The organism is Streptomyces sp. NPDC001137 (assembly GCF_040298885.1).
Classification (GTDB): domain Bacteria; phylum Actinomycetota; class Actinomycetes; order Streptomycetales; family Streptomycetaceae; genus Streptomyces.
This window is the reverse complement of sequence record NZ_JBEPBA010000014.1, coordinates 1-24,970: the sequence shown is the minus strand read 5'-3', so window position 1 is coordinate 24,970 and position 24,970 is coordinate 1. Positions and strand designations below refer to the sequence as shown.

The 24,970-nt window shown below is 71.5% G+C and carries 21 protein-coding genes; 8 read left to right on the top strand and 13 right to left on the bottom strand.

The genetic code is table 11. The features are described from left to right. Positions 1–201: 201 nt before the first annotated feature. Together ABT254_RS26310 and ABT254_RS26305 are read left to right on the top strand one after the other, a co-directional pair. Positions 202–1,953 carry a TIGR03767 family metallophosphoesterase gene (locus ABT254_RS26310; protein WP_351474754.1) on the top strand — a complete coding sequence of 584 codons (1,752 nt, stop codon included), beginning with the start codon at positions 202–204 and terminating at the stop codon, positions 1,951–1,953. Positions 1,954–2,057: 104 nt separating this feature from the next. Next, the gene (locus ABT254_RS26305) at positions 2,058–3,227 is read left to right on the top strand and encodes a serine hydrolase domain-containing protein (RefSeq protein WP_351474751.1); all 1,170 of its coding nucleotides are present in this window, start codon (positions 2,058–2,060) and stop codon (positions 3,225–3,227) included. Here the strand turns inward: ABT254_RS26305 and pdxR are convergent. Continuing rightward, positions 3,215–4,633: a MocR-like pyridoxine biosynthesis transcription factor PdxR gene (gene pdxR, locus ABT254_RS26300; RefSeq protein ID WP_351474748.1), complete on the bottom strand. Its 1,419-nt coding sequence runs from the start codon at positions 4,631–4,633 to the stop codon at positions 3,215–3,217. The genes ABT254_RS26305 and pdxR overlap by 13 nt on opposite strands. Positions 4,634–4,994: 361 nt before the next feature. On the opposite strand from pdxR, the gene ABT254_RS26295 reads away from it, so the two are divergent. Further along, positions 4,995–6,185 (top strand): glycosyltransferase, encoded by a 1,191-nt coding sequence (locus ABT254_RS26295; RefSeq protein WP_351475240.1) that lies wholly within the window; start codon positions 4,995–4,997, stop codon positions 6,183–6,185. Positions 6,186–6,416: 231 nt separating this feature from the next. Here the strand turns inward: ABT254_RS26295 and ABT254_RS26290 are convergent, their stop codons facing one another. Together ABT254_RS26290 and pepN are read right to left on the bottom strand one after the other, a co-directional pair. Continuing rightward, positions 6,417–7,463, bottom strand: coding sequence for a hypothetical protein (locus ABT254_RS26290; protein WP_351474745.1), 1,047 nt, complete (start codon positions 7,461–7,463; stop codon positions 6,417–6,419). A 188-nt stretch (positions 7,464–7,651) separates the two neighbouring features. Then, entirely contained in the window at positions 7,652–10,231 is a 2,580-nt protein-coding gene (pepN, locus tag ABT254_RS26285) for an aminopeptidase N (RefSeq protein WP_351474742.1), read from the bottom strand. A 150-nt stretch (positions 10,232–10,381) separates the two neighbouring features. Between pepN and ABT254_RS26280 the strand changes: the two genes are divergently transcribed. Continuing rightward, positions 10,382–11,044, top strand: a complete 663-nt coding sequence (locus ABT254_RS26280; protein WP_351474739.1) for a mycothiol-dependent nitroreductase Rv2466c family protein — start codon at positions 10,382–10,384, stop codon at positions 11,042–11,044. A gap of 3 nt (positions 11,045–11,047) precedes the next feature. On the opposite strand, the gene ABT254_RS26275 is transcribed toward ABT254_RS26280, so the two are convergent. The 9 genes from ABT254_RS26275 to ABT254_RS26235 form a co-directional block, all read right to left on the bottom strand. Then, on the bottom strand, positions 11,048–11,275 hold the full coding sequence (locus ABT254_RS26275; RefSeq protein ID WP_351474736.1) for a hypothetical protein: 228 nt from the start codon (positions 11,273–11,275) through the stop codon (positions 11,048–11,050). Positions 11,276–11,359: 84 nt separating this feature from the next. Next, positions 11,360–12,784, bottom strand: coding sequence for an FGGY family carbohydrate kinase (locus tag ABT254_RS26270; RefSeq protein WP_351474733.1), 1,425 nt, complete (start codon positions 12,782–12,784; stop codon positions 11,360–11,362). A 101-nt stretch (positions 12,785–12,885) separates the two neighbouring features. Next, entirely contained in the window at positions 12,886–13,908 is a 1,023-nt protein-coding gene (locus ABT254_RS26265; protein ID WP_351474730.1) for a 2-hydroxyacid dehydrogenase, read from the bottom strand. Beyond that, entirely contained in the window at positions 13,905–14,984 is a 1,080-nt protein-coding gene (locus tag ABT254_RS26260) for an ABC transporter ATP-binding protein (protein WP_351474727.1), read from the bottom strand. The genes ABT254_RS26265 and ABT254_RS26260 overlap by 4 nt, the downstream gene beginning before the upstream one ends. Further along, complete coding sequence (locus ABT254_RS26255; RefSeq protein WP_351474724.1) at positions 14,962–15,801, bottom strand: DeoR/GlpR family DNA-binding transcription regulator; 840 nt, start codon at positions 15,799–15,801, stop codon at positions 14,962–14,964. The genes ABT254_RS26260 and ABT254_RS26255 overlap by 23 nt, the downstream gene beginning before the upstream one ends. Next, positions 15,798–16,883, bottom strand: a complete 1,086-nt coding sequence (locus tag ABT254_RS26250) for an ABC transporter ATP-binding protein (RefSeq protein WP_351474722.1) — start codon at positions 16,881–16,883, stop codon at positions 15,798–15,800. Before ABT254_RS26250 ends, ABT254_RS26255 begins: the two co-directional genes overlap by 4 nt. Then, a complete protein-coding gene (locus tag ABT254_RS26245) occupies positions 16,880–17,710 on the bottom strand; it encodes a carbohydrate ABC transporter permease (RefSeq protein ID WP_351474719.1) in 831 nt (276 codons plus the stop codon). The genes ABT254_RS26250 and ABT254_RS26245 overlap by 4 nt, the downstream gene beginning before the upstream one ends. Further along, positions 17,707–18,588, bottom strand: a complete 882-nt coding sequence (locus ABT254_RS26240) for a carbohydrate ABC transporter permease (protein ID WP_351474716.1) — start codon at positions 18,586–18,588, stop codon at positions 17,707–17,709. The genes ABT254_RS26245 and ABT254_RS26240 overlap by 4 nt, the downstream gene beginning before the upstream one ends. 6 nt (positions 18,589–18,594) lie before the next feature. After that, positions 18,595–20,016 carry an ABC transporter substrate-binding protein gene (locus ABT254_RS26235; protein ID WP_351474713.1) on the bottom strand — a complete coding sequence of 474 codons (1,422 nt, stop codon included), beginning with the start codon at positions 20,014–20,016 and terminating at the stop codon, positions 18,595–18,597. Between the two features lie 174 nt (positions 20,017–20,190). On the opposite strand from ABT254_RS26235, the gene ABT254_RS26230 reads away from it, so the two are divergent. The 4 genes from ABT254_RS26230 to ABT254_RS26215 all read left to right on the top strand — a co-directional run bounded on the left by ABT254_RS26230 (position 20,191) and on the right by ABT254_RS26215 (position 23,847). Then, positions 20,191–21,630 carry an FGGY-family carbohydrate kinase gene (locus tag ABT254_RS26230; protein ID WP_351474710.1) on the top strand — a complete coding sequence of 480 codons (1,440 nt, stop codon included), beginning with the start codon at positions 20,191–20,193 and terminating at the stop codon, positions 21,628–21,630. Then, positions 21,627–22,235 (top strand): histidine phosphatase family protein, encoded by a 609-nt coding sequence (locus ABT254_RS26225; RefSeq protein WP_351474707.1) that lies wholly within the window; start codon positions 21,627–21,629, stop codon positions 22,233–22,235. Before ABT254_RS26230 ends, ABT254_RS26225 begins: the two co-directional genes overlap by 4 nt. Before the next feature lie 166 nt (positions 22,236–22,401). After that, positions 22,402–23,172, top strand: coding sequence for a LamG domain-containing protein (locus ABT254_RS26220; protein ID WP_351474705.1), 771 nt, complete (start codon positions 22,402–22,404; stop codon positions 23,170–23,172). 75 nt (positions 23,173–23,247) lie between these two features. Next, entirely contained in the window at positions 23,248–23,847 is a 600-nt protein-coding gene (locus tag ABT254_RS26215) for a sigma-70 family RNA polymerase sigma factor (RefSeq protein ID WP_351474702.1), read from the top strand. Between the two features lie 3 nt (positions 23,848–23,850). On the opposite strand, the gene ABT254_RS26210 is transcribed toward ABT254_RS26215, so the two are convergent. Further along, positions 23,851–24,783, bottom strand: a complete 933-nt coding sequence (locus tag ABT254_RS26210; protein WP_351474700.1) for a hypothetical protein — start codon at positions 24,781–24,783, stop codon at positions 23,851–23,853. Positions 24,784–24,970 lie beyond the last annotated feature (187 nt).

Sequence of the window (24,970 nt, the reverse complement as noted above, 5' to 3'; positions counted from 1 at the left end):
CCGCCCCCGGGCCGCTCGACGAGCGGTCGTGGACGCGCAGGGTGGCCCAAGATCCACGTACGGTGATCGGCGTTGCGCGTTGCCGTCTCGTTCACCAGCAGGTCATTCCCGGTGCCAACCATCCAGAGCGAGCGGGTTGTTCGCGACAGCGAAACAGCCCGCGACCACTGCCGACGCGTTGCCACTCGGGGAGATCGCGCCATGTCGCGCATACGCTCTGTCGCCGCCACCATCCCGGCGGTCAACCGCCGTACCGTCCTCGCCGCCACCGGCGCGGCGGCCGTCTCCGCGGGCGTCGGCTACGCCCTGCGGCCCACCGACAGCCAGGCCGCCACCACCGAGACCACCAAGGTCGTGGCGCAGTCCCGCAAGGCCCCGGCCGCCCCCCTCGCGCCCTACACCAAGGGCACCACCCTCGCCACGGTCGCCGCCCCGCGCACCTCCTCCGGCTACCGCCGCCTCGGCGACGGCCCCGGCTGGTCCCGTGTCGTGCGCGGCGAGCTCGCCGCGGCCAAGTCGGGCCGCGCCGGCCGCCGTACCGCGCTCGCCGCGTTCGTACAGCTCACCGATCTGCACCTGATCGACTCCCAGCACCCGATGCGCCTGGAGTACCTGCGCGCCACGGACAAGCACGCCTGGCGCCCGCACGAGGCGCTGACCGTGCAGGGCGCCATCTCGCTGGTCGAGCGGATCAACGCGCTGCGCGGCGCCCCCGTCACCGGCTCCCCGCTGCACTTCGCGATGACCACCGGCGACAACACGGACAACAACGCCAAGTCCGAGCTCGAGTGGTTCCTGAAGATCATGAGCGGGGGGCGGATCACCCCCAACACGGGGGATCCGCGGCACTACGAGGGCGTCCAGAACAGCGGTCTCAAGCTGTACTGGCAGCCCGACTCCACCGTCCGCGACGGCGACAAGCAGCTCGGCTTCCCGCACCTCCAGGGTTTCCTGGCCGCCGCGGTCCGCGAGGTCCGCAGCCCCGGCCTGAACCTGCCCTGGTACTCCACGGTCGGCAACCACGACGCCATGCCGCTCGGCTGCTACGGCCACGGCGACTCCTGGCTCGCCGAGTACGCGGTCGGCGGCAGGAAGCTGATGTCGCTGTCCGCCTCCGAGGCGAAGAAGCTCCAGGACCACATCAAGAGCGGGAACGACCCCAGGGGGACCGGCTTCCGGGACCTGCTCAAGGCCCACGCACGCGACATGCGGTCCGTCACCGCGGACGAGAGCCGGGCCCCGTACACCCCGGCCGACTATCTGAAGGCCCACCTCGACCCGGCGTACCGCGGTCTGGGCCCGGTCGGGCACGGCTACTCCACCGCCAACCTCGACGCGGGCACCCAGTACTACACCTTCCGCATCGCCGACGACGTCGTCGGCATCAGCCTCGACACCACCGACCCGGGCGGCCACTACGAAGGCTCCATCGGCACCGCCCAGTTGAAGTGGCTCGACAAGCAGCTGAAGGACAACAAGGACTCGCACGTCATCGTCTTCAGCCACCACACCAGCAAGACGATGGACAACACGGGCATCGTGGACCCGGCACGCCCCCACGAGCGGCGGCACGGCGGCCAGGAGGTCATCGCCCTCCTCGGCAGCCACGCCAACGTCCTCGCCTGGGTGAACGGCCACATCCACCGCAACGACATCACGCCGCACAAGGCGTCGAACGGCCGCTCGTTCTGGGAGATCTCGACCGCCTCCCACGTGGACCACCCGCAGCTGGCCCGCGTCATCGAGATCACCGACAACAAGGACGGCACCCTCTCCCTGTTCACCACCCTCGTGGAGTCCGCGGCCCCGCACCGCACGGACTTCGCCGACCTCACCCAGACGGGCCTGGCCGCCCTCTACCGCGAGCTGTCGTACAACGCCCCGGGGGCGAACCTGACCCTGGGCGGCGACCCCGGCGACCGCAACACGGAGCTGCTGCTGAAGAAGGGCTGAAAGCGGCTCAACCGGCCCGCGGTGCATCAACCTCCGCACCGCGGGCCGGGTCTGCCTCCCCGACCGAACCCGGTTCCGTACCGAACCAGATGGGGGAGACCGACATGAACGCAGGCATACGTACGACTCTGGTCGCGGCGACGGCCGTCGCGCTGTCCGCGGCCCTGGCCGCACCCGCGCTCGCCGCCGCGCCCGCAAGAGGGGCCGAAGGCCACGAGCCGACCCGGCGGGCCGTCGAAGCCGCGGTGAGGCTCGGCGTGCCCGGAGTGACGCTCACCGCGAAGGACGCCCACGGCACCTGGGCGACGACCGCGGGCGTGGGGAACCTCCGGACGGGCAAGCCGCGTTCGGCCGACGACCGCTACCGCGTCGGCAGCATCACCAAGACCTTCGTGTCCACCGTGCTGCTCCAGCTGGAGGCGGAGGGAAGGCTGTCGCTCGACGACACCGTGGACAAGTGGCTGCCCGGAGCGGTCCGCGGCCACGGGCACGACGGGCGCGCCATCACGCTCCGCCGGCTCCTCAACCACACGAGCGGCATCTTCAACTACACGGCCGACGCCGAGTTCGGCCGCACGTACTTCCTCAAGGACGGCTTCTTCAAGCACCGTTACGACCGCAAGAGTCCCGCGGACCTGCTGGCGATCGCGATGTCCCACAAGCCGGACTTCGCGCCGGGCACCTCCTGGAAGTACTCCAACACCAACTACCTGCTGGCCGCGATGGTGATCGAGAAGGCCACGGGCCGTCCGTACGGGGAGGAGATCCGCGACCGCGTCATCCGGCCGCTCCATCTGACCGGCACCTCGGTCCCCGGCACCCGGGTCACCGTCCCGCAGCCCAGCAGCCGCGCCTACTCCAAGCTGGCGGAGTCGACGACGGGCCCGACGTACGACGTCACCACGCTCAACCCCGCCATCGCCTACGGCTCAGGCGAGATGATCTCGGATTCGGCCGACCTGATCCGCTTCTACTCGGCCCTGCTCACCGGCCGTCTCCTGCCGCCGCACCAGCTGAAGGAGATGAAGACCACGGTGCGGCAGAGCGCCGGGTCGAAGGGCGGTTACGGTCTGGGCATCGCCGACGTCCCTCTTTCCTGCAACGGCCGTGAAGTGCATGTGTGGGGCCACGACGGCGGCATCCACGGCTCGCTCTCCCTGGCGCTGACCACCGCGGACGGCCGGCACTCCCTCGCGTACAACTTCAACGGGGACTGGGCGGACAACAGCAAGGACGTGGTCGAGGCGGAGTTCTGCGGCGGTCAAGGCCGCTGACGGCACGCGTCGATCGCCGCGCGCAGCTGGGCGACCGCCTTCTCCACCGCCCCGTCGGCGAGGTTGCCGTACCCGAGGACCAGGCCGTGGTCGGCGTGGTCCTCGGTGGCGTGATAGGCCGCGAGGTCGGCCACGCGCAGCGAGCGGGCGGCCGCCGCCCTGACCACGGCCGCCGGGTCCACGGCGGTCGGCAGCCGCAGGAGGAGGTGCAGCCCGGCCGCGACGCCGGAGACGGGGGCGTCCGGCAGCTGTTCGGCGAGAGCCCGGACGAGGGTGTCGCGGCGGTTGCGGTAGCGCCCCCGGCAGGCCCGCAGATGGCGGTCGTAGGCGCCTGATTCCAGCAGGTCCGCGAAGGCGAGCTGGTCGAGGGGCGGGGGCTGGGTCGCCGTCTGGTCGGTCCTGTGCAGGTGTTCGGTCCAGCGGGCGGGCGCCACGATCCATCCGATGCCGAGCGCGGGGGAGAGGATCTTGCTGAGGGACTTGAACAGGACGACCCGGGAGGGGTCCATGCCCTGCAGGCTCGCGACCGGCTGGCGGTCGTAGCGGAACTCGGCGTCGTAGTCGTCCTCCAGTACGACGCCGTCCACCTCGCGCGCCCAGCGCAGCAGGGCCGCGCGTCGCTCCGGGGCGAGCACCGTGCCCAGCGGGAACTGGTGCGCCGGTGAGGCCAGCACCGCCCTCAGCCCGGTGTGCCCGGCGAGTTCGTCGGTGCGCAGCCCGGCGCCGTCCGCGCGGACGGGGACGACGTCCAGGCCCGCGGCGCCGATCACCTCGCGCAGCCGGGTCCAGCCCGGTTCCTCGACGGCGACGGCGGTGATGCCGCGGGTGCGCAGGGCCTGGCAGAAGCGGCGTACGCCGTCCGTCACGCTGGTGCACACCGTCACGTCCTGGGGGCCGGCAAAGACGCCGCGGGAGCGGCCCAGGTACTCGGCGAGCAGCCGTCTGAGCCGGAGGTGGCCGCCGGGCGGCGGGTAGCCGAACTCCGTGAACGCCACCGTCGTCGCCTGCGCGCGGACCGCGTCGGCCCAGCGGCGCCGCGGGAACGCCCGCAGGTCCGGCAGGCCCGGGGCCAGGTCGTAACGGGCCGCCGGAGCCTGCTGCGGCGCGCGCCGCGCGGAGCGGTCGTCCGGGCTGTTCGACCAGCGCACCCGGGTGGCGGAGCCGGTGCGCGCCTCCAGATACCCCTCCGCGACGAGCTGGCCGTACGCCTCGGTCACCGCCCAGCGCGAACAGCCGAGGTCGGCGGCGAGCTGCCGGCTGGGCGGCAGGGCGGTGCCCACCTCGATCCGGCCTTCCCTGATCGCCGAACGCAGCGCCCGCTTCACCCGCTCGTGCAGCGGCCCGTCGGCGGCCTGGCCCAGATGGAGCAGGAGATCGCCCGCCGGATTGGTCTGTGATTCCCGCATGCCATTGGACGGTAGCAGCGAGCCATTTCTCAGTAGCTTCGAGTGCATGAAGGACGTACCTGAAACCCACCAGTTGTTCCGCGGGGTCTTCGAGGACTGGCAGACAAAGGCGGGCGTCCTGTCCGCGAGGCCGGACGCGCCGGTCGTATCGGACGACCCCTCTTCGTTGCGGTCGGCGCTTCGCCGGTTGCGGGCCCGCTTCGAAAGACCACCCGGTAATTCAGCCGACTCGGACACGAGACGCCGAGTTCATCCGTACGAAACGTCCATGCCGCCTCATATCGGCTAACCCGCACTTCACGGGGGATGGCTCGATTTGTGCAAGGCGGGTGGTCATATGCCCACGAGGCGCGGACTGCACGTGCTCTCGGTCTACGAGGGTTTCTTCTCCGGCGGAGCCCGGATTGTCCACAGTGACGTCGTACTCGGACTTCAGGAGGGTGACCAGCAGCATCGTGTGCTGAGCCTCCATGGCGAGGTGCACCGGGAGGCCACCCGGCAGCGGATGGAGGACGACGCCTGCTACCGGTCGCTGACCGCGGCGGGCGTGGGCGTCACCTCCCTGGGCCGGGTCTTTCCCGCAAGCGGTGATCCGGCCACCTTCACCGGGCCGGAGCTGGCCGACACGGCACGGGCGACGGCGGAGGCGGACGTGATCCTTTCGCTGAAGGAACAGCCGCTGCGCCTCCTCAACCAGGCGGGCCTGCCGCGCCGCCCCGTCGTGGTCTGTCTGCACCGCTCCGACCCGGAGAACCAGGGGGCGGCCCTCGGCGAGCTGAAGGCCGCCATCGCGGACGGCAGGGTGGTGGCGTGCGTGTGCTGCGCGGAGTCGACACGGGCCGCCTACGAGGCGGCCGGGATCCCGGCCGAGCTGCTGCACGTCATCCCGAACGGCGTGGACCTGCTGCGCTTCCGCCCCGACGCGGCCCGGCGGCTGGCACTGCGGGCCTCCCTGGAGATCCCGGCCGCGGCACCGGTGGTCGTCTTCGCGGCCCGCTACGACGCGATGAAGAACGTCCCGCTGTTCCTGCGGGCGGCACGGGAGTGGCTGGAGCGGGAGCCCGACGCACATGTGCTGATGTGCGGCGCGGGCATGACGGCTGCCAATCCGGGCCTCGACGCGGACATCGAGACCGCGTTCGGCCCGCGGCGATCACTGACGGACCGGGTCCACCTGCTCGGCGTCCGACACGACATGGAGTCCGTGTACGCCGGTGCCGACGTCGTCGCGCTGACCTCCTCCTGGGGGGAGGCGGCACCGCTCTGCCTGGTCGAGGGCATGATGTGCGGCGCCGTACCGGTCGCCACCGACGTCGGCGACAGCGCGGCGATCGTGGCGGGCCACGGCTTCGTCACCCCGCCCGACCCGACGGCGATCGCCCGGGCCTGGACGGAGGCGGCGGCAGCCCGCACCGCCCTCGCCCCCGCCCTCACCGCAAGCCGCGAACGCTTCAGCCGCACCCGCATGATCGCGTCCTACGCCACCCTCCTCGACTGGGTGGCCGCGGGGGCTGCCGCACGGCCGGCGCCGGCGCAGCCGCCGGCCTCCTGACACGAGGAGGGGCCACCGGCACCCGGTGGCCCCTCCTCCCCCCTCCTGGTCCCGCCCCGGTCCGGCGAGCCTGTGTCACATCCCCGGCCGGGCGCGCGACGCCTGGCACGCACGCTCGCCGCGTTGCCGAAACGCCCTAGTAGCTCCGCTACGAGGGCGCTCCGGCGCCTTGCGATCGCACGCACCAGGCGCCGCGCGCTGATCCGACCGGGGATGTGACACAGGCTCTCACTACCGCGGCAGCACCACGACATACGCGGCGGGCTCCCGGTCGCCCGACGCCATCAGCGCCGTGCGGACGACCGCCGCCTGTTGTTCCATCGAGTCGCGGAGCTTCTTGGGGGTGATGTGGACGACCGTGATGCCCAGGCGCTCCAAGTGCTCCCGCTTGCGGACGTATTCGGACCACAGGGCGTCCTCGTCCTGCCGTGGGGCCCGGGTGTCCAGCTCCACGGCCACCGCCTGCTCCGGCCAGTACGCGTCGAGGCCGCCGAGGTGGGGCCCGCCCGGCAGGCGGAGGTCCACGTTCCACACCGGGTCGGGCAGGCCGTAGTCGCGGACCATCCGGTACAGGCGGTCCTCCGCGATGGCGCGGCCCTCGGCCAGCAGGGAGTCCACCGCGTCCACCACGTGCGGGCGGCTGAGCAGCTTCGCCTGGTTCAACGCCCGTACCACCGAGGCCGGTTCGCAGTGGCCGGCGCGCACCGCCTCGGTCAGCAGCCGGCGCACCGCGCCCGCGTCCGCGAGCTCGGACACCGCGTCGGCCAGGGCGCGCGGCACCGGAGCGATCGGAACTCCCGTCACCTGCTGGGGAGTCGGCAGCGTGTGCGTGCGTACCACCCGGGCGCAGCCCGCCGAGCGCAGCCGGCGCAGCCGCGGGACCAGGACGTCGATCTTCTCCAGCGACAGCAGCGGCGGGGCGGACGTGAACCCGTGCAGCGTCAGCGCCGCCAGGCCCGTGATCATCGCCTCCGCGTAGACCGGCCGGTGCGGGCTCTCCGCGCCCGGCTGCGTGGGCACTCCGGGCGTCGACTCCCGCGCCGCGTACATGAGCACAGCGTGCAGCCGTTCTTCGCTGGTCGGCGGGCCCGGGTGGAGCAGGAAGACGCCCGGGAGGAGCTGCTGCCAGGGGCCGCCGGTGCGGCACTGCTCGGTCATCTCCGCGGACGAGACGCCGTGCGCCCGGAGTTGAGCCGTCGTCAGAACGCGGCGGTGCACCTCGGCGAGGTGGCTCAGGGGGCGGGGGGAGGCCGGGGGGAGAGGGGCGTTGTGGTTCATGCCGAGGGGTTTTCCGCGCTGGAGCCGCCCTCTAACCGCTGTTACACGCTCGTCGACAAAAACGGACAAGGTGGCACTAAAGGACGCTTGTTCGGATGCCGATAGGGCATCGAAAACCCCTGGTCCGTTCAGGTCGGACCAGGGGTTACGGGTGTTATTGACCGGATTCCGTAACGGTCACACGCGGATCAATCGTTGGCCAAAGCCTGGGCCCGCAGGGCCCGCGCCAGGTCGTCGCGCGCCTCCAGCACCAGCCTGCGCAGCGCCGGCGCCGCGTCCTCGTGGGCCGCGAGCCACGCGTCCGTCGCATCCAGCGTCGCCTGCGCGCCCTGCTCCGTCGGGTAGGACGGGAACAGCCCCCGGACCACGTCCATGCCGATCTGGATCGACCGCTCCCGCCACAGCCGCTCGATCGCCTCGAAGTACTTCGGGGCGTACGGCGCGATCAGCTCCCGCTGCGAAGGCTGCGCGAAGCCCGCGATCGTCGCCTCCACCAGGGCGTTGGACAGCGCGTCCGACTCCACCACCTGGGCCCAGGCCTGCGCCTTCACCGCGCCGGAGGGGCGGGCGGCCAGGCAGCGGACCTGGTGGCGCTTGCCGGACGCCGTGTCGTCGCGGGCCAGCTCGGCCGCCAGCACCGTCTCGTCCGCGGCCCCGTGCGCGGCCAGCGGCTCCAGGAACGCCCAGCGCAGCTCCTGGTCGACCTCAAGGCCGTCGACCTTCTCCGTGCCGTCCAACAGGCCGCGCAGCAGCGCCAGTTCGTCCGGACCGGCCGCCACCGTGGCGAGGAAACGGGCCCAGGCCAGCTGCTGCTCGCTGCCCGGCTCGGCCGCCCGCAGATCCCGCACGGCGACCTCGGCCAGCAGCCGCCGGCCGGCCGGCCGCCAGGCCGGCGCCGCATAGTTGACCAGCGCCGAGTTCGCCCAGGCGTGCAGCATCTGCAGGACGCCGATGTCGGACTCGCGGCGCGCGAACCGCGTCACCAGGTCCACGAAGTCGGCGGCGGGCAGCAGCGCGTCCCGGGTCAGGTTCCACAGCGCCGACCAGCACAGGGCGCGGGCCGGCGGGTCGGTGATCGACCCGAGGTGCTCGCGCAGGGTGGCCAGCGAGGTGTCGTCGAAGCGGGTCTTGCAGTACGTGAGGTCGTCGTCGTTGACGAGCACCAGCTCCGGCGCCTCGGCACCCGCCGGCGCCGCCACGACCGTACGCGGACCGTCGACGTCCACCTCGACCCGGGCGTACCGCTCCAGCGCGCCCTCGCCCGTGCGCCGGTACAGGCCGACCGCCACCCGGTGCGGCCGCAGCTCGGGGTGGGACTCCGCGGCCTCCTGCAGCACCGCCAGCTCGTCGACCCGCCCCTCCGCGTCCAACAGCACCTGCGGAGTGAGGGAGTTGACCCCGGCGGTCTGCAGCCACTTCCGCGCCCAGGCGGCCATGTCCCGGCCGCTGGTCTCCTCCAGCACCGACAGCAGATCGCCGAGACGCGTGTTGCCGTACGCGTTCCGCTTGAAGTAGCGGCGGGCGCCCTCCAGGAAGGCGTCCTGGCCGACGTACGCCACCAGCTGCTTGAGCACCGAGGCGCCCTTGGCGTACGTGATGCCGTCGAAGTTGAGCTTGGCGTCCTGGAGGTCGCGGATGTCGGCGGTGATCGGGTGGGTGGAGGGCAGCTGGTCGGCCCGGTACGCCCACGCCTTGCGGCGGTTGGCGAAGGTGATCCAGGCGTCGGTGAAGCGGGTCGCGCCGACGTTCGCGAAGGTGCCCATGAAGTCCGCGAAGGACTCCTTCAGCCACAGGTCGTCCCACCACACCATGGTGACCAGGTCGCCGAACCACATGTGCGCCATCTCGTGCAGGATGACGTTGGCCCGCCCCTCGTACGAGGCCCGCGTGACCTTGCCGCGGAAGATGAACTCCTCGCGGAAGGTGACAAGACCCGGGTTCTCCATCGCGCCGAGGTTGTACTCGGGGACGAACGCCTGGTCGTACTTCCCGAAGGGGTACGGGTAGTCGAAGTGGTCGTGGAAGAAGTCCAGTCCCTGCTTGGTGACGAGGAAGACGTCGTCCGAGTCGAAGTAGGGCGCCAGGCCCTTGCGGCACAGGGCGCCGAGGGGGATCTCAAGGCGCGTACCGTCCTCGAAGGTCCGCTCGTAGGAGTCCGTGACGTAGTGGTACGGCCCCGCCACCACACAGGTGATGTACGTGGAGATCGGCTTGGTCTCCGCGAACCTCCACACCCCGTCCGCCCGCTCGCCGACGCCGTTGCTCCAGACCGTCCACCCCTCCGGCGCCCGCACCTCGAAGCGGAACGGGGCCTTGAGGTCCGGCTGCTCGAAATTGGCGAAGACCCGGCGGGAGTCGGCCGGCTCGTACTGGGTGTACAGATACACCTCGCCGTCCTCCGGGTCGACGAAGCGGTGCAGGCCCTCGCCGGTGCGGGAGTAGGCGCATTGCGCGTCGACGACCAGCTCGTTCTCGGCGGCGAGGTCCTCCAGGAGGATCCGGGAGCCGTCGAAGACCTGGCCGGGGTCGAGATCCCTCCCGTTGAGTGAGACGGAGGTCACACTCGGCGCGATCAGGTCGGCGAAGGTGGCGGCGCCGGGCTCGTTGCTGCGGAAGCGGATCGTGGTGACGGACCGGAAGGTCCGCGGACCGTCCCCGTGCGCTTCCCCCACCGCCGTACGCAGGTCGAGGGACACGTCGTACCCGTCGACGGACAGCAGGGCGGCCCGCTCCCGGGCCTCGTCGCGGGTCAGATTCTCACCGGGCACAGGCGGTACTCCCTCTGGGGCATATCGGACATGGGCGGGTACGGCGGAACAGGACCGATCCTGCCATGTGCCCCTGACTCCGGGCACCCGGGAATGGGCTCGGTGATGGCCGGTGTTGCCTGGGGAAACGACCGTATTCCTGGGAGAGCCATGTCCGAGACCGCGACCACCTCCGCCAAGACCCCCGTCGACTTCTGGTTCGACCCGCTGTGCCCCTGGGCCTGGATGACCTCCCGGTGGGTGCTGGAGGTGGAGAAGGTCCGGAACATCGAGGTCCGCTGGCACATCATGAGCCTCGCGGTACTCAACGAGCCCAAGATCGACGAGCTGCCCGAGGAGTACCGCGAGCTGCTGGAGACCAAGGCCTGGCAGCCGATCCGGGTGGTCACCGCGGCCTGGCAGAAGCACGGCTCCGACATCCTCGGCCCGCTGTACACCGCGCTCGGCACCCGTATCCACAACGAGGGCCAGGGCCCGACGCGCGAGGCCGTCGAGGGCGCACTGGCCGACGTCGGCCTGCCCGCCGACCTGATCGAGTACTTCGACCAGAAGGACTTCGAGTTCGACGCCGAGCTGCGCGCCTCCCACAAGGAGGGCATCGACAAGGTCGGCCAGGACGTCGGCACCCCCGTCATCGCCGTCCCCGGCGCCGACGGCGAGCAGATCGCCTTCTTCGGCCCGGTCGTCACCCCGGCCCCCAAGGGGGAGGAGGCCGCCCGCCTCTGGGACGGCACGATCGCGGTCGCCTCGGTCCCGGGCTTCTACGAGATCAAGCGGACGCGGACGAAGGGCCCGGACTTCAGCAACCTGTAGGGATCAGTCGGGGTCGGCTTCCGGATTCTTGAGCTCCTCCGGGAGCCGGCCTCCCTCGCTCTGCTTGCTCCAGCGCTGGTACCACCGGCAGCCCGGGGCGGTGCAGCGCCACAAGTCGGTCAACTGGCGGTGTTCCGGCGCCACGTTCGGCCTCTCCTTCCCGTTGAGCGGCCTGAACACCTGGGTGCCGCTGCCCCCGCAGGTCGGGCAGTGCTTGTCCTTGAAGAACATCAGCGCCTCCTCGCCATCACCGGTAGTACAGCGCGAACCCGGCGAACGCGTCCCCCGAATCGCCGGGTCCCGGTGGTGCGTCGTTCACGCCCGCGCCCTTCCCCGCGCCTGCGCGAGCCGGGCCAGATGGTCCTCGTAGGCCTTCGCGTAGTACGCCGCGCGGGCCGCGTCCGGCTCCACGACCGCGGTCGGCTCGGTCCACGCCGCCGCGTCCAGCGCGATCCCGTACCGCTGCGCCGCCGCCAACACCGCGCCCCGCGCGCCCACTTCACCCTCGACGACCCGCAGCGGCCGGCCCAGGACATCGGCGAGCAGCCGCATCCAGGCGGGACTGCGCGTCCCCCCGCCGCAGACGGCCAGCGAGCCCGTCAGACCCGCCGCCTCCAGACAGTGCCGGGCCGCGTACCCGATGCCCTCGCAGGTCGCGCGGATCAGATCGCCCTTCGTCGACTCCAGGGAGACACCGGTGAGTTCGGCGCGCAGACGGGGTTCGACGAACGGGGCGCGCTCGCCGGACGGGGCGAAGTACGGCAGCACGTGCACGCCGTTCGCGCCGGGCGGGGTCCCGGCGAGCAGACCGTCGACCTCCTCGTGATGCACGCCCGTCGTCGACAGCACCCAGTCCAGGGCGGCCGTGCCGACCATCGCGGGCATGGCGCGTAGCCAGTGACCGGGGCGGTCGGTGGAGATGTACAGGCCGGCCGGCTCGCCGGTCAGGTCGAGATCGGTCGTGGCGACCAGGCTGGCCAGGCAGGTGCCGACGATGAGCAGACCGTCCCCCGGGGTCGTGACACCCGCGCCGAGCGCGCACGAGGGGAGGTCGTACGGGCCGTTCGCCAGCCGTGTGCCGGCCGGCAGGCCCTCGCCGCGCGCCTCGGCCGTCGCGATCGGGTCCCCCACGGGAGCGAGCAGTCCACGGCGGTGGGTCAGCCCCAGCAGCTCCACCACCCGGTTGTCGTACGCCCGCGTCCGCGGATCGAGGAACGGCATCGACGCGTCCGACACATCCGTCGTCACCGGCGCCCCCGTCAGCCGCCGGAACACCATGTCCTTGCAGTACAGAGCCGTGGCCGCCGCGTCCAGCGACTTCGGTTCGTAACGGTCGAGCCAGGCCAGCAGCGGCCCCGGACAACCCGGGAACATGGCACTCCCCGTCCGCCGGAACACCGTCTCGAAGGTCCCGTCCGCCAGCCACTGATCGAGCAACTCATGCGCCCGCCCGTCCATCCAGGAGACGACGGGCCGCACCGGCCGCCCGTCCTTGTCGACCAGCCAGACTCCGTCGCCCTGTCCGGTAAGCCCGGCGAGCTCCACCGGCTCGGCCATCCGCGCGGTCAACGCCTCCAGCACACCGACGACGGCCGCATACACCTCCTCCATGTCCTGCTCGACGCGCCCGCCGTGCAGAGCGAGGCCTACGGGCCGTGCCTCGACAGCGAGTTCCCGTCCGGTGCCGTCAAACGCGGCGGCCTTCACCATGGACGTACCTACGTCAATCCCAACATACATAGCGGCTCTCCCTTACGGTCCGGGTAGCGCCCCAAGGGGCGCGGGGAACTGCGCGACAAGCCACAACGGCGCAGCAGACAAACGACGACCCATCCCGGCAATCACGTCAACGCGTGCGCGAGGGCCTCCCCTCGCACCCACCGCCCCACCTCAGCGGCAGCGATCCGCACCGCCTTCTCCGCCACCGCCCGCGACGCCCCACCCAGATGCGGCGTCATCACCAGCCGGTCGGGGAACCCGAACAGCCTCGAACCCTCCGGTACAGGTTCCGTCGCGTACGTGTCGAGGGCGGCAGCCGACACCTGCCCGCTTTCCAGCGCGTCGCACAACGCGTCCTCATCCAGCAGCGGCCCGCGGGCCGCATTCACCACCACCGAACCCCGGGGAAGCAGCGCCAGCTCCCGCGCACCGATCAGACCGCGGGTCTCGGCGGTGAGCCGCGCATGCAGGGTGATCACCCGGGACCGGCGCAGAAGTTCGTCGAGCGAGGACACCCGCAGCCCGTGGATCTCGCCCCGCACATAGGGGTCGTAGACCATCACCTGCGCACCGAACGCACACAGCGCCCGGGCGACCCGGCTGCCGACGGCCCCGTAACCGACGAGCCCGACCGGCAGGTCCTCCAGCTCCAGTCCGCTGTGTTCGTACGTGTAGTACGTCGCCCCCTGCCAACTGCCCTCCCCCGCAAGGAGGTTGTGGGTGTGGGGAATGCGCCGCAGGGCCGCCAGCATCAGGCCGACGGTGAACTCGGCGGTGGCGGCGGCGTTGCGGCCGGGGGCGAAGCAGACGCGGACGTCGTGTCGTTTGGCCGCGTCCAGGTTGACGTTGACCGGGCCGCCCCGGCACACGACCACCAGCCGCAGATCCGGGCAGGCGTCCAGGACGCGCTCCGTCACCGGCCCCATCTGGGTGACCAGCACCTGCGCCCCCGCGAGGGCGTCGATCAGCTCGTCCTCGGCGTCGCTGGCCTCCGTCACCTCGGCCACCGGGCCGAAGGGTTCCAGTGGCCAGCCGAGGGTCAACTCGCGTACTTCGCAGGGGACTTCATGACGTACCGCCGCCGTGATGAGCGACGGCAGGATGAAGTGGTCGCCGGCGGCGACGACACGTACGGGTTCGCTCATCGCAGGGAGTCTCCTGTCTCGGCGTCGAAGACATGGGTGTGGTCGGGATCGGCGCCGACCCGGACCCGCTCGTCGTGGGTGAGGCGCACCTCGGGGCCGGTGAGGACGACGAGGGCGTGTTCCACGCCGTCGAGGGCGAGGGTGGCGATGCCCGCCTCCAGGAGGGGCTCGTGGGCGACGACCTTGGCGGGCATGCCCTCGCCGCCGGTGAGGCGCAGATCCTCCGGGCGGACGCCGACCACGACCGCACGGCCCTCGGCCACCGGCACCGGCAGCGCGATCCGCACCGAGCCCGAGAGACGGGCGTGGCCGTCGGCGGCCGCGACGCCGGGCAGCAGATTGATGGCGGGTTCGCCGACGAAGTCCGCGACGAAGAGGTTGGCCGGGCTGTCGTAGATCTCGTAGGGCGTGCCCAGCTGCTGGATGACGCCGTCCTTCATCACGGCGATCCGGTCGGCGAGGGAGAGGGCCTCCTCCTGGTCGTGGGTGACCAGGATGGTGGTGTGGCCCAGGTCCCGCTGGATGCGCTTGAGTTCGCGGCGGGTGGTGTCCCGCTGGGCGGCGTCGAGGTGGGAGAGGGGCTCGTCGAGGAGCAGTACGTCGGGTTCGCGGACGAGGGCGCGGGCCAGCGAGACGCGCTGTTTCTGGCCGCTGGAGAGGCCGGCCGGGCGGGCGTCGAGGATGCCGGTGAGGTCGACGCGTTCGGCGATCTCGGCGACCTTGCGGTCGACCTCCCTGCGGTCACGGCCCCTGCGGGCCTTCAGGCCGAAGGCCAGGTTCTCCGCCACCGTCAGCGGCGGGTACAGCGCGTAGTTCTCGAAGGCGACGCCGATGTTGCGGCGCCGCGCCGGCCGGTCGACCACCGAGGCACCGCCCACCAGGATGTCCCCGCCGGTCACCGTCTCGAGGCCGGCGATCATCCGCAGGGTGGTGGACTTGCCGCAGCCCGAGGGGCCGAGCAGCCCGAGCAGTTCCCCGGAGTGCAGCGCGAGGTCCATGCCGCGTACGGCGTCCACGGCCGGGCGGCCCCGCGAGCGGTAGGTCTTGCGCAGATCACGTAGCTCCAGCTCGGTCATCGCCGCCCCTCGTCGCGCAGACTTGATAGGTGACCTTGTGCTCGTCCAGGTCCCGCAGCGCCCCAGCCGACGCCCCGTCGTCCACCAGGAGCAGGTCGAAGCGGGAGAGCGGGACGACCCGGTGCAGGGCGGTCCGGGCCAGCTTGGTGTGGTCGATCAGCAGGACGTTGCGGGCGGCCGAGTCGATCATCGCCCGCTTCACCGACACGATGTGCTGCTCCTGGTGGTAGGCGTAACCCCCGTGCACGGCGGACGTCGACGCGAAGCACACGTCCACCCGGAGCGACTGCACCGCCTCCACGCAGGACACCCCGAGAAAGGACGAGTGCAGCGGGTCGTAGTCGCCGCCGAGCGCCATCAGATGGATGCCCCGCTGGTCGGCGAGGAGGTTGATCGCCTCCAGGAAGTTGGTGACGACCGTCAGCGGGGTGATCTCACCGAGGCGCAGCCTGCGCGCTATCTCCAGGGTGGAGGTGGAGTCGTCCAGCATGATCGCCATGCCGGGTTCTATCGACCTCAGCGCCCGCTCGGCGACGGCGGCCTTCTCCGCCCGCATGGTCTTCAGCCGGTACTGCACGTTCGACTCGAACACCCCGGACGGCTGGGCGGTCACCCCGCCCCTGAACTTCCTGACGAGACCCTGGCGTTCGAGCTCGTCGAGGTCCCGGTGGATGGTCATCAGGCTCACCCCGAACCGCTCGGCGAGCTCGGCCGCGGTCGCCGAACCGTCGGCCAGGACCTGTTCGGCCATGGCGGCCTGCCGGGCCGCGGGCCCCTGCTGGTGTGCGCTGCCACCGCTGCTGCTGTTGCTGCTCATCGTGTCCCGATCAGTCGTCCTGGACCCTGGGGCCCGTCGGCCTCGAACAGCAGCAGGTTCTCAGGCCTGACCGTCAGCCGTACCGGATCGTCGGACCGCAGCCCGGTCGTGTCGGCGCGCGGGGCGACCAGCGACACCTGCTGCCCGCCGAGCCGGACGGTCACCTCGACGGACCGGCCGAGCACCTCGGTGACATAGACGGTGCCGGTCAGCTCGAGTCCGGGGCCGGTGAGGGACAGATCCCGCGGGCGCACGCCGACCAGGACGTCCGTGCCGGCCCGGGCCTGCGCGCGCACCGGCAGCTCCACCTTCCCGTCGGCCGAGCGGAAGCTGCCGTCCTGCGTCACCGTCCCCGGGAGCAGATTGATCCGCGGCCGCCCGAAGGCCCGCGCCACCTCGGTGTCGCGGGGCTGGTACCAGATCTCCTCCCGCGTCCCCGTCTGCACGATCCGCCCCTGACGGATCACCCCGATCCGGTCGCCGAGCGCGAGGGCCTCGACGGAGTCATGGGTGACGTAGAGGGTGGTCGTGTGCTGCACGGCCCCGATCGCCTTCAGCTCGGCGCGCATCTGCTGGCGCAGTTTCGCGTCGAGGTGGGAGAGCGGTTCGTCGAGGAGGAAGGCGCGGGCGGGGCGGACCAGGACGCGGCCGAGGGCGATGCGCTGCCGCTGCCCGTTGGAGAGCTGCCCCACCGGGCGGTCCAACAGGCCGCTGATCCCCAGGAGTTCGGCGATCGCGCCGATGCGGTCGCGGGCCTCGGCGGCGGGCAGGCGGTGGCGGGGTGAGCGCAACGGGGAGGCGAGGTTGTCGTACGCCGTGCGGTGCGGGTAGAGCGCGTAACTCTCGAAGCACATCGCCACGCCCCGGTCGTAGGGCTCCACGCCCCGCATGTCCTTGCCGTCGAGCTCGACCGTGCCGGAGTCGGGCTGTTCGAGCCCGGCGACCGTCTTGAGGGTCGTCGTCTTGCCCGCGCCGGACGGGCCGAGCAGACAGAAGAACTCGCCCTCCCGGACGTCCAGTTCGAGGCCGTCCAGGGCGGTGACCTTGCCGTACGTCTTCCGGATCCCGCGCAGTCCGATCACGACTTCACCGCCCCGAACGACAGCCCCCGCACCAGATACCGCTGAATGGTGAGGGCCAGCAGCAGCGGCGGTACGACGGACACCAGCGCGGCCGCGGCCGTGAGGTTGTACTTGGGCCGGTCCCCGCCGAGGAAGGACAGCGCGCCGACGGTCACGGTCTGCGCCTCGTTGGAGGTGAGGATGAGGGGGAACACGAAGTTGTTCCAGGCGAAGATGAAGGCCAGCAGCGACACCGCCGCGATGCCCGGCTTGACCAGCGGGAGCGCGACTCTGAAGAAGGCCTGCTTGCGGGTGTAGCCGTCCAGCAGGGCCGCCTGCTCCAGCTCCGGGGTCAGATCGGCGAAGTAGGACCGCATGATCCACACGATCAGCGGCAGGGTGACGAGTTGCAGCACCCAGATCATGCCGACGTACGTGTCGAACAGCCCGAGCTTCTGGTACAGCACGAACAGCGGGATGATCACGGTCAGTTCGGGCGCGAACCGGAACGACAGCAGCGTGAACATCAGGTTCTCCGAGCCCTTGAACCGCCAGCGCGCCGACGCATAGGCCGCCGGAAGTCCGACGACGAGGGAGAGCACGACCGCCCCCACCGACACCATCAGGCTGTTCACGAAGAACCGCACGAACGGGATGCCCTCGCTGTCGCCGAGCACGGTCCGGTAGCCGTCGAGGGTCGGGGTGAAGGAGAAATAGGTGCTGAAGAGCTGGTTCGCGGGCTTCAGGGAGAGGATCACCATCCAGGCGACGGGGAAGAGGGCGAAGACGAAGTAGAGGACGAGGGCGAGATCGGCCAGCCATCCCAGCAGGCGTTTCCTGACGGTCATTTCGCCTCGGCCGCCTTTCGCTGGATCCTGCCGAGATGGCGCACGAGCACCATCGCGGCGAGGTAGACCACGGCCCACAGCACGATCGTGTAGCTGATGCCGAAGCTGTAGCGCTGGAAGCGGATCGCCTCCAGATAGGCGCGGATCTGCAGGACGACGGTCGAGTCGCCCGGCCCGCCCTCCGTCAGGGCGTAGATGATGTCGAACACCTTCAGCGAGTCCATGAACCGGAAGATCACCGCGACCAGGACGTACGGCCACAGCATGGGCAGCGTCAGCCGCCGGAAGGTGTACCACCAGCCCGCGCCGTCCACGGCCGCCGCCTCGAACGGGGAAGTGGGCAGCGACCGCAGACCGGCCAGGGCGAGGATCGCCACGAATGGGGTGTAGACCCAGACGTCCACGGCGATCGACGACAGCAGTGCGCCCGTGGGAGTGTCCGTCCACTGGACTCCCCCCAGCCCGAAGGGTTTCAGCAGGTGGTTCACCACCCCCACCGACGGCTGGAGCATCAGCTTCCACATGATCGCCGCGATCACCGGGGCGATCATCAGCGGCAGGATGAGGATTTTCTCCAGCACCCGGCCGACGAGTGAGGAGCGGTGCAGCAGCAGGGCGACGGCGACCCCGAGCACGGTCTCCACGGCGGCGGCCCCGACGGCGTACCACACCGTCACCCACGCGGAGTTCCAGAAGGCGTCCTGTGTGAAGACGGTCCGGTAGTTCTCGAACCGCACCATGTCCGGCTGCGGTTTGCTCGCCGAGAAGTCGAACAGCGTGTAGTAGAGCCCGAGCCCGAAGGGATAGAGGATCCCGCAGGTCAGCAGCAGTGCCGGGACGATCAGGAAGTACGGGCGCAGGGTCAGCCGCCGGCCCATCGCCGCTCAGCCCACCTTGGAGGCGAGGTCGCCCGCCAGCCCGTTCAGCACCGACTTCGCGTTCTGGCCGCCGTAGATCTCCTGGAGGGCGGCGGCCCAGCTGGTGGTGGCGTCGAAGAACTGTGCCTGCGGGGTGAACTGGATCTTCGTCTGGTCGACGACCGTCTCGAAGGTCTCGATGAAGCCGGGCAGGTGCTTCATCTTGTCCTTGTACGCCGCGTCCTGGCTGACCGACTTCCGCACGGGGTCGATGTGGTTGTGGGTGACGGCTGCCCTGCGCAGGTGCTCCTTGCCGGTCGCCCACTGCAGGAACAGCCAACTGGCGCTCTTCTTCCTGGACTTGGCGTTCATGCCGAGCGACCAGATCCACATGTTGGTGGCGAGGGAGCCGTCCGGACCCTTCGGACCGGGATGGAAGGCGATCTTCCCGGAGGCGGGGGAGGCCCCTGCCACGGCCTGGAAGTAGGCCGCCGTGTCCGCGTCGAACAGCATGCCCGCCTTCTTCGCGCCCAGGTCGCTGGAGCACTGGTACCAGGTGTACGAGGTCCACGAAGGCGGCCCGCCCTGCTTGACCATGCCCGCCCAGTCCTGCGTGAAGGCGATCGCCTCCGGCGTGTTCATGGCGGGCTTGAGCCTGCCGCCGTCCACGGTGAAGTCGTGCAGGCCGTTGCGGGCGTACATGGTCATGAAGCCGGGGTGGATGGTGGCCCAGCTGCGGGAGCCGCGCACGGCGATCCCGTACATGCCGTCGTAGCCCGCGCCGGGGGCTTTGCGCTTGATGACCCCGGCGATCTCGCGCAGCTCGTCGAAGGACTCGGCCGGTTTGAGGCCGAGCTTCCTGAACACCTCCGTGTTGTAGGCGACGACGTTCGTCTCCCAGCCCCACGGCAGCGCGTACTGGCCGCCCCGGCCGAGCGGTGCGCCCGCCTTCAGCGACCACTGGTCGGCCTGGAGGAGGTTGGGGAAGAAGTCCGCCTGGTCCCATTCGGCGCCGGTGGCCGAGGAGTTGCGCATCCAGGGCCCGAGGTCCTCCAGCCAGCCGGGTGGCCCGTACTGCCACACCATGTAGGCGCCGAGCATGAAGACGTCGTACGAGGCGCGTCCGCTGGAGAGGTCCACGGTGAGCTTGTCGAAGTAGTTGTCCTCGGGGAAGACGTCGTACTCGACCTTGATACCGGTCTTCGCGGTGAACGACTTCAGGTCGGCGATCAGTGCGTCCGTGTAGGGATGCTTGTTGAGCAGCGCCTTGACCGTCTTCCCCTTCTCCCGTTTCCAGTCGAAGGAGCCGGTGACGTCGTCCGCGGCCGAGCCGTCGCTCTTCTTGTCGTCGCTGCCGAAGCCGGCCCCGCAGGCCGCGAGCAACGGGGTCGCGGCGGTCCCGGCGGTGAGGGCGAGGAAGCGTCGGCGGTCGTGCACGTGCGTGTCCATCCGTGACCTCCGGGTGGGGTTGGGCCCGGTTGCGCTGTGTGGGTTAACACGTCGAGTCGACTCGCTAACAGAGGGTGTAACGGCGGAAGATGACCGTCAATCCCTCGCGCAGGGGAAAATCTCAGTGCAGAGTGAGAAGTTCACATCCCGGGTCGCGATCCGTGGGAGGTCCGGATGGGATACCAGGGCGAGGCGTGGCTGGGGATCGACCTGGGCACGCAGAGCGTCCGTGTGCTGCTCGTCGCCTGCGACGGCACGGTCCTCGGCGCCGGTTCGGCCCCCTTGGCGGGGGTGCGTGACGGGGTGCGGCACGAGCAGGATCCGGGGGAGTGGTGGCCGGCGGTGTGCACGGCGGCCCGCGTCGCCCTCGGGGGAGGGCCTTCCCGTATCGGCGGGCTCGCGGTGTGCGGGACGTCCGGGACCGTGCTGCTCACGGATGCGGCGGGGTGGCCGTTGAGCCCCGCGCTGATGTACGACGACGGGCGGGCCTGGGCCGAGGCGGAGCGGCTGCGGGGGGCGGGGCTCACGGTGCAGAACACCTGGGGGCTGCCGAAGGCGCTGTGGCTCCTGCGCACCCATGGGCGGGGCCGCATCACCCACCAGCCGGACCTCGTCGCCGCCCGGCTGGTCGGCCGCCCCGTCCCCACCGACTCCAGCCACGCCCTCAAGACGGCCTACGACGTGGAGGGCGACGCCTGGCCGGACATCCCCGGGGCGCCCGAACTGCCCGACGTCGTACGGCCCGGCACCCCCCTCGGCGAGGTCTGCCCGGCCGCCGCGGAGGCCACCGGCATCCCCGCCGGCACCCCGGTGATCGCCGGGATGACCGACGGCTGCGCGGCGCAGATCGCGTCCGGGGCACTGTGGCCGGGCTCCTGGAACTCGGTGCTCGGCACGACGCTCGTCCTCAAGGGAGCCTCCTCGACCCCCGTCCGTGACACGACCGGAGTGGTCTACAACCACCGCGCACCGGACGGGAGTTGGCTGCCCGGCGGGGCGTCCAGCGTGGGGGCGGGCGTGCTGACCGCCGCCTTCGCGGGCGCCGACCCGGCCGCGATGGACGCCCGGGCGGCCGTCCATGAGCCCTCCGGTGCGGTGGCGTACCCGCTCGTCTCGCCCGGCGAACGGTTCCCCTTCCTGGCCCCGCAGGCCTCCGCCCTGGTCCTGGGCGAACCCGAGGGGGAGGCCGACCTGTGGGCGGCGCTGCTCCAGGGCGTCGCCTTCACCGAGCGGCTCTGCCTGGACTACCTGCACCACCTGGGCGCCCCGATGGACGGCCCGCTCACCTTCACCGGCGGCGGCGCCCGCAGCCCGTACTGGAACCAGCTCCGCGCCGACATCCTCGGCCGCCCGGCCCGCGTACCGGAGCAGACCGAACCGGCCCTGGGCATGGCCGCCCTGGCCGCCCACGGCACGGGCGCGGGCTCCCTGACGGACGTCGCCGACCGCATGGTCCGCGTCCACACCGTGCTCGAACCCCGCCCCGCCCGCACGGCCCTGTTCGCCGAGCCGTACGCCCGCCTCGTCGACGAACTGGCGGCCCGGGGCTGGCTGCCACCACCGGTGGCGGCCCACACGCTCGAGCGCCTGGGCCGGGATACTGCGGGCTCATGACCACGACCCTCCTGCTGGCCCGCCACGGTCAGACCGTGTGGCACGCCGAGAACCGTTATGCGGGTGTGAGTGATGTCGCCCTCACCGAGACCGGCCGCGCGCAGGCCGAGGCGCTCGGCCGCTGGGCCGCCGCCCACCCCGTCGACGCGATCTGGACGTCCCCGGTGTCCCGAGCCGTCATCACCGCCGACCCCGCCTGCCGCGCCCTCGGCCTCACCCCGCACCGCGAACCCGACCTGCGGGAATGCGACTTCGGGGTGGTGGAGGGCCGCACACTCGCCGAGTTCGCGGCCGAGCACCCGAAGGCGGCGGAGGCCTTTCGCGCCGACCCGGTGGCCCACCCCTTCCCCGGCGCGGAGGACCCGAGGGCCGCGGCGGAAAGGGGCGCCGCCGCCCTGCGCCGCATCGCCGCCGCCCACGACGGCGAACGCGTCCTGGTCGTCGCCCACAACACCCTGCTCCGGCTGGTCCTGTGCGACCTGCTGTCCATTCCGCTGAGCGAGTACCGCCGGGTCTTCCCGAGGCTGCGGAACACCGCGGTGTCCGAAATCCGTATGGCGCGGGGGGCAGCCGCACTGCTCTCGCTGAATGTGCCGTGCACATAGACGGCAGGGAGCCTGACCGCTCCTGTGGGATTCGCCCCCGCAACGGGCCGGATCCCAAGGCCTGTCGAACTTGGCGCGAGTGCAACTCAAGGACGGTGGGCGGGAGTTCCCGGTCGTACACGTGATCTAGAGTGATACGCGTAGGCCGTACGTCTCCGGGAGACTTATGAAGCGCAGATGGTCGCTCATCGCCGCGATCGCCGTGCTGGCCGTCGCGCAGTCCTTTGTCGTCGCACATCTGGTGCGCGGCAAGGGATCAGGACAGCAGCAGGCCGGGGCGGAGCCGGCCGCTTCCGGTCCGGGCGTCGGCGCAGCGGCGTTGCGCGGCGCCGGGTGGTGGCCCCTGCATGGGTCCGGCACCGCGAAGGCGGGGCAGCACGATGCCGTGGTGCACGGCGGCACGCAGTGGACCGACGGTCCCACGGGCGGCGCCCTGCAACTCGACGGCGCCAGCGGATACGCCGAGACCGGCTCCCGGCTCGACACCCAGGGCAAGGACTACTCGGTCGCCGCACGGGTGCGGCTCACCCCTGACGACCTGGACGGCTTCCACACCGCCGTGTCCCAGGACGGCGACGGGGCCAGCGCGTTCTTCCTCCAGTACTCCGGGTCGGACCACAGCTTCGCGTTCAGCTTCTCCGGCGCCCGCACCCTCGCGGAGGCGGTCGGGAAGCCGGAGGCCGGCCGCTGGTACCACCTCACGGGCACCTACCGCCAGGAGGACCACCTGATGCGGCTCTACGTCGACGGCCGGCCGGCGGGGAGCAGGGTGGCGACCAACAGCGTGGAGCCCACCGGTGAGGTGGTGATCGGACGCGCCAGGTTCAACGGGAAGCCGGCCGACTACTGGAAGGGCGACATCGCCGACGTGCACATCTACAGGCGGGAACTGACATCCCGCCAGGTCCGGTCGCTGTCCTCTCGCGAGCCGGGCTGACACCGGCACCGCGGTCGGTTCACCGCCGGCCGGCCGACACGTCTCCCCCACAGACGACCGGAGAGGAACAGGCCTTTGCCGGCCAGCACTTCGAGCGAGGACCGCAGACCCCGCCCCATCACGGCGGAATCCCGCCCCGACGACTTCCTGCGAGCCCTCTACCACTTCCACAGCACCGCGTTGCTGCAGTTCGCCGCGCGGCGGCTGGAGGGCGACTGGCACCGCGCCGAGGACTTCCTCCAGGAGGTGGCGATACGCGCCTGGCGGCACGCCGAGGAGATCGACCCGACCACGGACGCGGCACGACCGTGGCTGTTCACCGTCCTGCGCAATCTCGTCATCGACGCCCATCGCGCACGCCAGGCCCGGCCGCCGGAGGTCGGCGACCCGGAACTCGTCCACCTGCCGGTCTCCGACGAGGTGGACCACGTCCTGACCTCCCTGGTGCTCGTCGAGGCGTTGCGGGACCTGCGGGCGTCGCAGCGCGAAATCCTGCTGCACGTGCACTACCTGGGCCGCAGCGTCAACCAGACGGCCGAGATCCTCGGCGTTCCGCCGGGCACGGTCAAGTCGCGGACGCACTATGCGGCCCGCGCCCTGCGCGAGGCACTGCACCGCCGCGGGCTGCACATGGACGGCCTGGACATGGACGGCCTGGACCGCGAGGCCTGCTGAGATTCATGCGAAACGCCCCACATGCCGGGTGATCTCCAGGCCGAGCGGTCCGGTGTCGAGCGAGCCGTCGGCACCGGCCCTCCAGCGCCATCCCGCGGGTGCCTCACCGACCACCAGCAGCGCGTCCCCGCGCCGCAGAGGGCTCAACGCCCCTTCCCGCTGCGGGAGCTGCGAGGCGTCCACGACGAACAGGCGCGGCGCCTCGTCCTCGACGGCGGTCCGGCTGCTGCCCTCGATCACCCAGGAGACCTGGGTGACCTCGGCGTCGTCGGACTCCGGCCAACCCGGGGCCCCCTTGGCGAACGCCTCCCCCAGGGTGGCCGCGGTGTGCAGACGCGAGCTGCGCCGCGCGTCGCCGGCCACGAGCCCGTCGTCGGCCAGGGATCCCACCAGGGTGACCTCGGCGAGGGCTCCCACCGGGCCGGAGAGCGTCTCGACGACGAGGGCCCGCACCAGGCTGCGCACCTCCTCCTCCGGGCCCGTCACGGAGATCGGCCCCGTCGCCCGGGAGAGGTCGACCAGCACCCGCTCGGGCCCGTCCAGTCCCACGGTCACGGTCAGCGCGTACGGCAGGGCCGGCTCGCCCTTCGGACCGCGGCGGTGCAGGTCGCCGGGCGAGATCGTCCAGCGCTCGCCGTCCGCCTCGGCGGTCCAGGGCGCGGGGGCGCTCTCCTGCGCACCGGCCAGCAGCACTGCGAGCCGCTCCCCGGAGTAGACGACGGCATACAGGTCCGGCAGCGACCGGCCGGAGCGCAGGCACTCGTCCGTCAGCCGGCGCAGCCCGGCGTCGACCACGTCCAGCGCCTGCCGTCCCACGACGGCGGCCGAGGCGGCGACGGGCTTCGGCGGGCGGGCCCGCAACTCGGTGACGACCAGCGCGGTCACCGCCCCGATCAGCGCCAGCCCCAGCACCACGGCCAGGACGTACCAGATCATCTTCTGACTCCTTGTCGCAACGCCCCGGCGACGGAGCCGGGACGGTCACAGGCAGGCGCGGCGACGCGGCGACGTCGCGGCACCGTGCACCCAAAGGCCACTACGGGGCCGGCCCCCGGGGGGGGGTAGAGGGTGGGGGGGTGGCCGGCGCCGCGCCGCCCCCGGCCGCCCGAGAGAGGGCCCGGGG

Bases quoted from the DNA above. Each gene is read 5' to 3' on its own strand.
- ABT254_RS26310 (WP_351474754.1), top strand. From the start codon at position 202: ATGTCGCGCATACGCTCTGTCGCCGCCACCATCCCGGCGGTCAACCGC.
- ABT254_RS26305 (WP_351474751.1), top strand. From the start codon at position 2,058: ATGAACGCAGGCATACGTACGACTCTGGTCGCGGCGACGGCCGTCGCG.
- pdxR (WP_351474748.1), bottom strand. From the start codon at position 4,633: ATGCGGGAATCACAGACCAATCCGGCGGGCGATCTCCTGCTCCATCTG.
- ABT254_RS26290 (WP_351474745.1), bottom strand. From the start codon at position 7,463: ATGAACCACAACGCCCCTCTCCCCCCGGCCTCCCCCCGCCCCCTGAGC.
- ABT254_RS26280 (WP_351474739.1), top strand. From the start codon at position 10,382: ATGTCCGAGACCGCGACCACCTCCGCCAAGACCCCCGTCGACTTCTGG.
- ABT254_RS26275 (WP_351474736.1), bottom strand. From the start codon at position 11,275: ATGTTCTTCAAGGACAAGCACTGCCCGACCTGCGGGGGCAGCGGCACC.
- ABT254_RS26270 (WP_351474733.1), bottom strand. From the start codon at position 12,784: ATGTATGTTGGGATTGACGTAGGTACGTCCATGGTGAAGGCCGCCGCG.
- ABT254_RS26265 (WP_351474730.1), bottom strand. From the start codon at position 13,908: ATGAGCGAACCCGTACGTGTCGTCGCCGCCGGCGACCACTTCATCCTG.
- ABT254_RS26260 (WP_351474727.1), bottom strand. From the start codon at position 14,984: ATGACCGAGCTGGAGCTACGTGATCTGCGCAAGACCTACCGCTCGCGG.
- ABT254_RS26255 (WP_351474724.1), bottom strand. From the start codon at position 15,801: ATGAGCAGCAACAGCAGCAGCGGTGGCAGCGCACACCAGCAGGGGCCC.
- ABT254_RS26245 (WP_351474719.1), bottom strand. From the start codon at position 17,710: ATGACCGTCAGGAAACGCCTGCTGGGATGGCTGGCCGATCTCGCCCTC.
- ABT254_RS26240 (WP_351474716.1), bottom strand. From the start codon at position 18,588: ATGGGCCGGCGGCTGACCCTGCGCCCGTACTTCCTGATCGTCCCGGCA.
- ABT254_RS26235 (WP_351474713.1), bottom strand. From the start codon at position 20,016: ATGGACACGCACGTGCACGACCGCCGACGCTTCCTCGCCCTCACCGCC.
- ABT254_RS26230 (WP_351474710.1), top strand. From the start codon at position 20,191: ATGGGATACCAGGGCGAGGCGTGGCTGGGGATCGACCTGGGCACGCAG.
- ABT254_RS26225 (WP_351474707.1), top strand. From the start codon at position 21,627: ATGACCACGACCCTCCTGCTGGCCCGCCACGGTCAGACCGTGTGGCAC.
- ABT254_RS26220 (WP_351474705.1), top strand. From the start codon at position 22,402: ATGAAGCGCAGATGGTCGCTCATCGCCGCGATCGCCGTGCTGGCCGTC.
- ABT254_RS26210 (WP_351474700.1), bottom strand. From the start codon at position 24,783: ATGATCTGGTACGTCCTGGCCGTGGTGCTGGGGCTGGCGCTGATCGGG.